The organism is Caldibacillus thermoamylovorans (genome assembly GCF_000751775.1).
GTDB classification, from domain to species: Bacteria; Bacillota; Bacilli; order Bacillales; family Caldibacillaceae; genus Caldifermentibacillus; species Caldifermentibacillus hisashii.
On the sequence record NZ_CCRF01000020.1, the window covers coordinates 18,122 to 28,275 of the forward strand.

General features: G+C 37.1%; 9 protein-coding genes and 1 pseudogene. 3 read left to right on the top strand and 7 right to left on the bottom strand.

Annotation, left to right across the window (positions count from 1 at the left end; translation table 11 throughout):
- Positions 1–21: 21 nt before the first annotated feature.
- Both BT1A1_RS02755 and BT1A1_RS02760 read left to right on the top strand, forming a co-directional pair.
- On the top strand, positions 22–2,262 hold the full coding sequence (locus tag BT1A1_RS02755; protein ID WP_034767872.1) for an ABC transporter ATP-binding protein: 2,241 nt from the start codon (positions 22–24) through the stop codon (positions 2,260–2,262).
- Positions 2,259–4,100 carry an ABC transporter ATP-binding protein gene (locus tag BT1A1_RS02760; protein ID WP_034767876.1) on the top strand — a complete coding sequence of 614 codons (1,842 nt, stop codon included), beginning with the start codon at positions 2,259–2,261 and terminating at the stop codon, positions 4,098–4,100. The genes BT1A1_RS02755 and BT1A1_RS02760 overlap by 4 nt, the downstream gene beginning before the upstream one ends.
- A gap of 163 nt (positions 4,101–4,263) precedes the next feature.
- Here the strand turns inward: BT1A1_RS02760 and BT1A1_RS02765 are convergent, their stop codons facing one another.
- A complete protein-coding gene (locus BT1A1_RS02765; RefSeq protein WP_231553270.1) occupies positions 4,264–4,641 on the bottom strand; it encodes a hypothetical protein in 378 nt (125 codons plus the stop codon).
- Between the two features lie 25 nt (positions 4,642–4,666).
- Entirely contained in the window at positions 4,667–5,074 is a 408-nt protein-coding gene (locus tag BT1A1_RS17325; protein ID WP_051988972.1) for a helix-turn-helix domain-containing protein, read from the bottom strand.
- 562 nt (positions 5,075–5,636) lie between these two features.
- On the opposite strand from BT1A1_RS17325, the gene BT1A1_RS17330 reads away from it, so the two are divergent.
- Positions 5,637–7,040 (top strand): OmpA family protein, encoded by a 1,404-nt coding sequence (locus tag BT1A1_RS17330; RefSeq protein WP_197057061.1) that lies wholly within the window; start codon positions 5,637–5,639, stop codon positions 7,038–7,040.
- Between the two features lie 174 nt (positions 7,041–7,214).
- On the opposite strand, the gene BT1A1_RS02780 is transcribed toward BT1A1_RS17330, so the two are convergent.
- The 5 genes and pseudogenes from BT1A1_RS02780 to BT1A1_RS19560 all read right to left on the bottom strand — a co-directional run bounded on the left by BT1A1_RS02780 (position 7,215) and on the right by BT1A1_RS19560 (position 10,122).
- Positions 7,215–8,369 carry an MFS transporter gene (locus BT1A1_RS02780; protein WP_034767879.1) on the bottom strand — a complete coding sequence of 385 codons (1,155 nt, stop codon included), beginning with the start codon at positions 8,367–8,369 and terminating at the stop codon, positions 7,215–7,217.
- Positions 8,370–8,460: 91 nt separating this feature from the next.
- Positions 8,461–9,225: a hypothetical protein gene (locus tag BT1A1_RS18440; RefSeq protein WP_156103154.1), complete on the bottom strand. Its 765-nt coding sequence runs from the start codon at positions 9,223–9,225 to the stop codon at positions 8,461–8,463.
- Between the two features lie 18 nt (positions 9,226–9,243).
- Positions 9,244–9,381: a hypothetical protein gene (locus BT1A1_RS18445; protein WP_156103155.1), complete on the bottom strand. Its 138-nt coding sequence runs from the start codon at positions 9,379–9,381 to the stop codon at positions 9,244–9,246.
- A 176-nt stretch (positions 9,382–9,557) separates the two neighbouring features.
- A pseudogene (locus tag BT1A1_RS17685) lies at positions 9,558–9,779 on the bottom strand (PTS transporter subunit EIIB); the annotation flags it as partial.
- On the bottom strand, positions 9,769–10,122 hold the full coding sequence (locus BT1A1_RS19560) for a PTS sugar transporter subunit IIA (protein ID WP_081912247.1): 354 nt from the start codon (positions 10,120–10,122) through the stop codon (positions 9,769–9,771). The gene BT1A1_RS19560 and the pseudogene BT1A1_RS17685, both read right to left, overlap by 11 nt.
- Positions 10,123–10,154 lie beyond the last annotated feature (32 nt).

Sequence of the window (10,154 nt, forward strand, 5' to 3'; positions counted from 1 at the left end):
AAGATAGAGAGGAAATGTTATATGAAGTTATTATTAAAATATCTTAAACCTTTCACTCTAACCATATTGATTTGTATTGCGTTTCTTTTTGTGCAAGCAATTTCGGAATTACAATTGCCAAATTTTATGAGTGATATGGTAAATAATGGCATTCAAACGGGTGGAATTGAAGAGGGAGCTCCGGATGCCATCAGTGAAGAAGGAATGAATTTAATCCAGTTGCTTATGGATAAAGATAGTCAATCCATTATAAATGATAGTTATACATTAATCGAAGCGGGGAGTTCAAAAGCTGATCAGTATAAAAGTGACTATCCGGCTGTAAAAGATAAGAATATTTATGTCTTAACGGAAACGGATCAAGACAAATTAGCCCAAACTGATAAAGCCTATACACAAGCCACTTATGCTTTGACACTTAGTTTAGAGGATATGGCGGGTGAAATCAATGCGGCACAAGGCAATACTAATAGCAATAAAAATGCGAATTTATCCGATGTTGATACGAGTAAAATCTATGAAATGCTTCCTTACTTAACTCAACTTCAGCAAGCAGGGAAATTAGACAAATATATTTCTTTAGCTGCCGAAGATGATTCTATGGCAGCCGGACAAGTTTCTACCACCTTTACAAGAATTTTTTATAAAGAATTGGGTGTAAATTTAGAACAAATTCAAAACCATTATATTATTATAAAAGGGCTGCAAATGCTTGGCTTGGCTCTGCTTAGTGTTGTCGCTTCCATCGTGGTTGGTTGGTTTGCGACCAAGGTTGCGACAACTGCTTCCAAAAATCTGCGCAAGGATGTATTCAAAAAAGTTATGTCTTTTTCAAATGCAGAATATGATAAGTTTTCGCAAGCTTCCTTAATAACAAGAAGTACGAATGATATACAACAAATTCAAGTCTTAATTTTAATGGGTATTCGGATGATTTGTTATGCCCCGATTATCGGGATTGGCGGAATCGTGATGGCGCTTCGGACGACTGTGTCGATAAGTTGGACGATTGCCGTTGCCGTAGCTGCCTTGTTAATACTCATGATAGCCATTCTCTCAATTGCTATGCCGAAGTTTAAAATGTTACAAACTTTAATCGATAAAGTGAACTTGGTCAGCCGGGAAAATCTTGCCGGTATGATGGTTATTCGTACATTTGGTAATGAGCAGTTTGAGGAAAAACGTTTTGAGAAAGCAAATGATCACTTACGTAAAACCAATCGATTTATTCAAAGAACGATGTCATTTTTGATGCCTGCAATGATGTTGATTATGAACTTGGTTAGTTTGTTAATTGTGTGGGTTGGTGGAAAAGCGATTGCTGATTCCACTTTGGAAATTGGCGATATGATGGCTTTTATTCAATACGCCATGCAAATTATTATTGCTTTCCTAATGATTTCCGTCATTTTTATCTTAGTACCAAGAGCATTAGTTTCAGCAAAACGTGTTCAGGAAGTATTGGATACAGAATTAATCGTTACTGATAGCGATGAGGTCCAACATTTATCGAATCCAAAAGGTAAAATTGAATTTGACCATGTGTCATTTCGGTATCCTGATGCAGAAGAAAGTATTTTAGTAAATATATCTTTTGTTGCCAAACCAGGGGAAACAACAGCATTTATCGGCTCTACCGGATCGGGGAAATCAACATTAATCAATTTAATACCGCGATTTTATGATGTCACTGAGGGCAGAATTACGTTTGATGGTATTGATATTCGCAATCTGCCGCAAAAGGAATTACGCGATCATATTGGCTATGTGCCACAAAAAGGCTTCCTATTTTCAGGGGATATCGCATCGAATATCCAATATGGAAATTCGGAAGCTACCGAACAAGAAATTTGGAAGGCCATTGAGGTGGCACAAGGGAAAGACTTTGTTGAAGAATTTGAAGAAGGGATTCATACAGCTATTTCACAAGGTGGAACAAATGTCAGCGGCGGGCAAAGACAACGTTTATCGATCGCTCGTGCTTTAATTAAAAAGCCTCCTGTTTATATTTTTGATGACAGTTTCTCAGCACTCGATTTAAAAACTGATGCGGCATTGAGAAAAGCATTGGATCAATACACGCATGACTCAACCGTTCTAATTGTTGCTCAGCGGGTTAGCACGATTAAAAATGCCGATCAAATTATTGTTCTTGATAAAGGCAAAATCGTAGGGAAAGGAACCCATAAAGAATTGCTGGAGAGCTGTGAAGAATACCGGGAAATTGCAGAATCACAGCTATCGAGGGAGGAATTAGCATGAGTGAAGGAAAACAACCGAGACGCCATCCGGGAAGCCCAATGGGGAGAATGCAGGTTGAAAAAGCAAAGGATTTTAAAGGCAGCTTGAAAAAATTGGCTTCTTATTTAAATCCTTTTAAATGGTATTTGTTTCTTGTTGCAATTTTGGCCATTGCCGGTTCTGTATTTTCTATTGTCGGACCAAAAATTTTAGCCAAGGCAACAGATGAGTTAGCTGAAGGTATTAAGAATATGATGCTGGGTGCAGATAGTGGAATTGATTTTAATTATATTGGGAAAATCATCCTTCTATTAATCGGGTTGTACGTGTTAAGTGCTGCATTTATGTATATTCAAGGGTACTTTATGTCTAATGTAGCGACATCGGTTTCCTATAATTTACGTAATTCAATTATGCAGAAAATGAACCGACTGCCGTTTAGATATTTTCAAAAAAATAGCCAAGGGGATGTGCTTTCTCGAATCACAAATGATGTCGATCTACTTGAACAATCCCTTAGTCAAAGTATTACCCAATTTTTGACATCTGTTGCATCGATTGTTGGTGTTTTCATTATGATGCTGACGATCAGCTGGAAGTTAACCTTGATAGCCCTAGGGATGATTCCTGTATCAATGATCCTTATTATCGGTGTTGTGAAATTATCACAAAAGCATTTTAATAACCAACAGAAATATTTGGGTCGCGTCAATGGTCATGTAGAAGAAATGTATGGCGGACATGTGGTCATTAAAGCTTTTAATGGAGAAAATCAAGCAGTACAAGATTTTGAAAAAGAAAATGAAAAATTAGCTTTAAATGCGAGAAAAGCTGAATTTTTATCAGGTTTAATGATGCCGGTCATGGGCTTTGTCGGAAATCTCGGTTATGTTGTTGTATGTATCGTTGGTGCATCGATGGCGTCAAACGGGAAAATTACCATTGGGGATATTCAAGCTTTTATCCAATATGTCCGTAATTTTACTCAACCCATTACCCAGTTGTCAAATATTTCCAATCAATTTCAAAGAATGGTGGCCGCAGCAGAACGGATCTTTGAATTTTTAAATGAGGAAGAGGAAAAAGAGGAAAATGTAAAATATAGGGTAAAGGATTTACCCATTCAGGGGAATATTCGATTTGAACATGTAAAATTCGGTTATCATCCGGACCAAGTGGTTATTAAAGATTTTACCGCTGAAATTAAAGCCGGTCAGAAAGTAGCCATTGTCGGACCAACCGGAGCGGGAAAAACAACAATGGTTAAATTGCTTATGCGGTTTTATGATATCAAAGAAGGGGCAATTTATATCGATAACTACAATATAAACAATTTCTCCAGACAAGATTTGCGCACGCTTTTCGGAATGGTTTTACAAGATACATGGCTCTATAATGGAACGATTTTGGATAATATCCGCTATGGTAAAATCGATGCTACAGACGAAGAGGTTATGGAAGCGGCAAAAATGGCACAGGTTGACCATTTTGTAAAAACATTACCGAATAGTTATCATATGGAATTGAACGAAGAAACAAGCAATATATCCCAAGGTCAAAAACAATTATTAACGATTGCCAGGGCGATTCTATCTGATCCAAAAATCTTAATTTTGGATGAGGCAACCAGCTCTGTCGATACCCGTACAGAAGTTTTAATTCAAAAAGCAATGGATAAATTAATGGAAGGCAGAACGAGTTTTATTATTGCGCACAGACTCTCCACGATTAAAAATGCGGATTTAATTCTCTGTATGAAAGACGGGGATATTGTCGAACAAGGTACACATGAAGAATTATTGGCAAAAGGCGGGTTTTATGCAAATCTTTATAACAGCCAATTTGATAAGGTTTCATAATCGTTTCACTGACAAATAAAAATTAGAGGTCTCTAACCAATTGCTGATTGGATTGAGGCCTCTTTTTAACTTTATGTCGAGAAACTTTCATGTCATTCAATGTTTTCATCTACCATTCTGTTTCGAATTTTATTAAGCTGATTTTTTTTCAAATCATAAGGAATCATTTAATTCTTTTTAAATCCCTTATATCTGCTTCTTGCTCAACGGAACGAATAATAAGTGTTTCAAGTATTCTTTCTTGACGTTCTTGTCCATCTTTTAAGGATAAAACTTCCCCATGCAGTTTATGAACGTCCATGGAAAGAGCATCAAGTTTGGCATCCGTTTCTTCTTGACGATGTCTTATGGCACGAACAATTTCGTTTGTCTCATTTAGTTGAGTCTGCATTAAGTATTGAGATTCCTTAATATCCTTAATTTCGGATTTCATAGACTTAATTTCGGTTTGCATTGACTTAATTTCGTTCTGCATGACCTGTTGTGATTCTCTGATACCTTTTAATTCTCCCAAAATTTGTCCCACAATTTGTTCATTCATTGCAAGCAACTCCTTTAAAAACTTATTATTTGACATCCCCGTATTCTTCAATATCTTCTTCTAAAATCAATTGTTTCACCCTGAAAAGTTTAATGAGTTCTTTCACCTTCTTAGCAGGGTCAGAAGCAAGTTCATGAAATAATAGAGGATGTTTTTTCAATTCTTTTATGAAGTTGAATTCTTCCTCCGTCAATTCAATTTCATGATCGGCTACCAAGGCTTTCTTCCTCTCATGTTCCTCGCCGGTTAAGTAGGAAATGGAAACATTATATTTAACTGCAAATTTTTGCAAAGTTTCAATGGATGGTTCATTTCTTCCTTGTTCATAATAGCCATAGCCACTTTCGGTCATGCCAAGATAATTTGCTATATCCTTTTGGGTCAATTTATGCTTTTTCCTCAACGTTTTTAGTCTCTCTGATAAGACAGTCATTTGAATTTTCCTCTATTCTTTGTTCATTTATTTACAATTTTATGTTGGTAAAAAAGATAAACCACAACGTTTTATTGTACTAATTATATCTAATAATAAGTTGCTTGTCATCAATTTTTTAAGGAATTTTTTATCTTTGAATCAAGAACACTCACTGACCCAAAAACTTACCAAAAGTTAAAACTAGTACTTGAAAGAAACTAATAGTGAAACTTGGGAAGTGCTCTTTCAGTTGATTGATGCTACCCGATGCGATACCGGTGCGTGAAAACTAAGCAAATAATAGAAATATTGGCAAAATCGGTTATTTATGTTGATTTAATAATTCCTAGGCAAGACGACCTAGAAAACGATATTTATATATAGAAAATGATGGATGAAAAGTACATGAATTAAGAGGCAGGAGTTTTAGCGTTTCTACGGTTCAAAAGGATATTCAGTAAAATTACGACTATTTTGAGAACCATATATGATATTTTCCCTAGGACTATAAGCTTATTCCATTTTTGTTGAAAATCGTTTAATTTATTTTAAGAATTAGTAATTTTAGGGGGAGAATATGGTGAGAAAATCATGTTGGTTTTTCCTGATTTTAGCAACAATACTTTTTTTAGTTGGATGTGAGGAAAAACAGACAAAAGGGGAAGATAGTAGCCGTGTTGCTGTAAAGAATGCAAGCCAAGCAGACGGAAAGCAAAAGGAGGAATCAAAAAATAACGGTGATAAAAAGATTCCGACAAATATAAAATTAAGTGGAGAAATAGTCAACGAAAACGGAAAGATTGTCGTTAAAGGGAAAAGCAATTTAATGAAAGGAACATATGTAGAAATTGATTGGCTTGATCGACCTTTTTCCATACGAAATCCGATATGCTTGCTTTGTGAGAAGGGTACTGTTGTTGACAAACATGGAAATTTTACATTTGAAATACCTCAAGATCTACAAGACCATGAATATGTTTTAGTGACGATTGAAGTCGTTCTCGGAGGATTGGGGCAGCCGGAAGAGATTGAAGCTGTTTATGGTGAGCATGGAGAGAACTTAAAAGGACCATTTGTCTACAAACATGAAATACTGGAAGAAGAATATCAAAAAATCTTTGCTTCTGTTCTTGTTTCACCGAATGGGAAACAAACCGTGTATCCGATTAAAGCACCGAAAAGGGAAAAGGTTCCGGATGATTATGCCAGCACGAAAGTTTGGATTGATACGAAACTAACGAATGACCATCATTATTTCTATGTAAAAGGGAAATCAAATTTATTAGAAGGAACACGTTTGAACGCTTTCTATTACTCTTCCAAAGACGCAACACTATCACAAAATTGGATTGGTTCAAGTGCAGAAGTTGTTAGTGACGGTACGTTTTTCTTACAAATTCCATATGATACAATTACAGAAAGTGGATTTATTATCATTACTTCAAATCCCAATGATTCACATGTATTGGAAACAAGAATGAAAGAAATTTATGGGGAGCAATTTGAAAAAATGAGCGGTGATCAGGTGAAACCAAATGAAGAAGGCGGGAATATGATTGAAGTCCTCCTTTATCCGAAACCGCCAATCGTTAAAGCTCCGGAAAAAACAATGCTCACTACAGATGATGAAGAAGTAAAAATTCAATTACCTGACGAAATATTATTTGATCATGATAAAAGTGATTTGAAACCTGATGCCCAAAATACATTGAATGAGCTCATTCAATCTTTGGAAACATTGAAAGAAGATACAATTATTCAAATTAATGGACATACCGACAGTACAGGTGATGACCAATATAATATGACATTATCAGAAAATAGAGCTAAAGCGGTAGAAGCTTATTTGCGACAAAGTGAAAAAGTAAATCATATGCAGATTAGTATACATGGATTCGGTGAAACGAGGCCGATTGCACCAAATAATACCGAGGAAGGAAAAGCAAAAAATCGCCGCGTAGAAATTGTAATTAATCCAAAATAAAAAAGAGAAAGGGGTTTCCGGAGGGCCGTATTTAGCGCTGGATTCCCCTTTTTCCTTATATAATATAAAATAAAAGGGTTTTTACAAGGAAAGGGCACATAAATGATGTATGCCCTAAATTTGTGGAACTCATTTGAAAAAAGCTTCATTGCGGCATGACACAATGAATTACCTTTAATAGTTATATTTTCTTTTTGTAGCCAAGGTTAGAAGTAAAGCCGGGATGGTGCATGCGATCATTCCTAAAAAAGCCGTCTTTGCCGAAACTTCATATAAAAATCCTGCCGGGAAGGTCAGCAAAGCATTAATTAAACTCATGGCGAAAGAAGTATACATGCCTTGAGCGGTTGGAATTTGGCTTGTTTTCAGTCGTTTCGAGATAAATTGAATCGTGGCATAGTGAGCATAACCAAAGGAAATCACATGCAAAAGTTGCGAACCAATAAAAACAAATACATTCGGGAAAAGGAAAACGAGAACCCACCGTAAAGTAGAACCAATGGCCGCCCAAATGTACATTGTCGATATTTTCATATTGGCCAGAAACGAATCTGCTTTTGCAAAAAATAAGATTTCTCCTAAAACGGCTACATTTAAAATAAGCCCAATGTAAAAACTGTTTATGCCTAAATCCTGTAAATAAATAAATCCATAATTATAATAGGATGTATGTGAGCCTTGTAATAAGACGGAAATAATTAGAATGATAAGAAACTCCTTTGATGTAAAGAGTTTTTTGAAGTTTCCTATACTCGTATTTGAATTTTGTATTTTCGGCTCTGTTTTCAAAATGAGTGGAGTCGCTTGGAATTGGGAAAAGATAATGAACACGATGCCTGCCAGCATTAACCAATAAATTGCTTTTTCTTGAAATAAGGAAGTCCCAAGCCCGACAACAATTAAAGCAACCGTATAGCCGATTGAGCCAAAGGAACGACTCTTTCCATAATCGAGTTTTTCGTGTGCTAATAAAATGGTGGCACTGCCCTCTACACCGGGCATTAAGTTTGGATAAATAAGACTAAATAAAACGGTAATGAGAAGTAGTACACTATAGGATTCAAAGGGAATATATGAAATCATCAGAACGAGTGAAAGAAGTGCAATCCCTTTCATTACAGTGCTAATGGAAAATCGGTTAGTTGCAACTGGGAACAAAATCAAAGTAGAAAATGATCTTGTCAGTAATCCGGCCCCAATAATAATACTTGCAGCGGATACGGAAAGTCCCTTATCGCCTGTTAGCCAGCCCGTCCAATAAGGCATGAAAATTCCCCATGTAAAGAAAAATGTGAAGTAGTTAAATGAAAGCCAACGTTGATTGTTCATTTTTAAAGTCCTTCCTGCAATCTTTCATCTTATTATTATACCATGTTTTCTGGAAGTATTAAGTAACTGACAAAGACAGTTGAAAAACTTGTCAGTAAGGGAATTGAAATGTTTTATCTTGGGACAATTCGACAAGGTTTCTTTTAGAGATTTTTGTCTCATGGATGGTTTCGTCGCCAAAAACAGGTGGATTTCGGGCAAAATTAGTGACGAGAAGGGGCTTCGTCGCCAAAAAAGGGGGTTTCCCGTGCAAAAATGACGACGAGAAAAGGTCTCGTCGCCAAAAAATGGGGTTTCCCGGGCAAAAGTGATGACGAGAAAGGGTCTCGTCGCCAAAAAAGGGGGTTTCCCGTGCAAAAATGACGACGAGAAAAGGTCTCGTCGCCAAAAAAGGGGGTTTCCCGTGCAAAAATGACGACGAGAAAAGGTCTCGTCGCCAAAAAAGGGAGTTTTCCGCTTCAAAAAGACGACGAGAGAGGATCTCGTCGCCAGAAAAATGAGTTTCCAGCCAAAAAAAGACGACGAGAACGGGTTTCGTCGCCAAAAAAGTGAGTTTCCAGCCAAAAAAAGACGACGAGAACGGGTTTCGTCGCCAAAAATGAGTGTTTCCCGGCTCAAAAAGACGACGAGAGAGGATCTCGTCGCCAAAAAATGGGGTTTCCCGTGCAAAAATGACGACGAGAAAAGGTCTCGTCGCCAAAAAATGGGGTTTCCCGTGCAAAAGTGATGACGAGAAAAGGTCTCGTCGCCAAAAAGTGGGATTTCTTGGCTCAAAAAGACGACGAGAAAGGGCCTCGTCGCCAAAAAAGGGAGTTTCCCGTGCAAAAAAGACGACGAGAAAGGGTCTCGTCGCCAAAAAGTGGGATTTCTTAGCTCAAAAAGACGACGAGAAAGGGCCTCGTCGCCAAAAAAGGAAGTTTTCCGCTTCAAAAAGACGACGAGAAAGGGCCTCGTCGCCAAAAAAGGGGGTTTCCCGTGCAAAAATGACGACGAGAAGGTACTTCGTCGCCAAAAATAAGCATTTTCCGCTTCATAATGGTAACGAGAAAAGAGTCTTGTCTCCAAAAACGGGTGCAACTCTCCCAAATTTGCGACAAGAAAGGGTTCCTCTGAGACGTTTCTTCTATCCAATTCATAAAAACAGGGTATGCAAATTGTGCATACCCTGTTATTCGGAATGTCATAAGGTTATTTACGAAGCTTTGTGATTTCGTCTGCAACAAATTGCACGTTTGTACCAACAATAACTTGTATGCTTGTTGGTCCGACTTCTTTTATGCCCGAAATTCCGGTTGATTTGATTTTTTGGTGGTCTACTTTTCTCATGTCTTTAACTTCAACTCTTAGACGTGTTACACAATTATCAATTGCGACAACATTTGCATCTCCACCTAAACCTTCACTCAGCTTTTAAACCGATTGCGTGTTTTGTAGGTGCAATGAGAATCACTTTCCCATTTATTGGTGCACAAAAATGCCCGTCAGTTGGTATTATGGCAATTCCATCTCCCATTAGTTTGTCACGAAAAACAGGGTCGGGAACAAAGGATAGAGGAATTACTTCCCCGTCTACCGGAGCATAAATTGAAAGATCTCGCTTTTTCTTAAAAAAACTGAACATACATATTTCTCCTTTTTTAGAAAATAAAAAAGGCATGGTGGTAAAGGGGGAGAATGCTACCCTTTTGTTACCACCATGCCTGATCGAATCAGTAACATGTGATCTGATATACAATTTATTTATCCCTATCATACTATTAGTTTGAAAAAATGGCAAGAGAATTA

Coding starts and splice junctions, on each gene's coding strand:
- BT1A1_RS17325 (WP_051988972.1), bottom strand. CDS start 5,074: ATGACTGTCTTATCAGAGAGACTAAAAACGTTGAGGAAAAAGCATAAA.
- BT1A1_RS02765 (WP_231553270.1), bottom strand. CDS start 4,641: ATGAATGAACAAATTGTGGGACAAATTTTGGGAGAATTAAAAGGTATC.
- BT1A1_RS19560 (WP_081912247.1), bottom strand. CDS start 10,122: ATGATAGGGATAAATAAATTGTATATCAGATCACATGTTACTGATTCG.
- BT1A1_RS02760 (WP_034767876.1), top strand. CDS start 2,259: ATGAGTGAAGGAAAACAACCGAGACGCCATCCGGGAAGCCCAATGGGG.
- BT1A1_RS02755 (WP_034767872.1), top strand. CDS start 22: ATGAAGTTATTATTAAAATATCTTAAACCTTTCACTCTAACCATATTG.
- BT1A1_RS02780 (WP_034767879.1), bottom strand. CDS start 8,369: ATGAACAATCAACGTTGGCTTTCATTTAACTACTTCACATTTTTCTTT.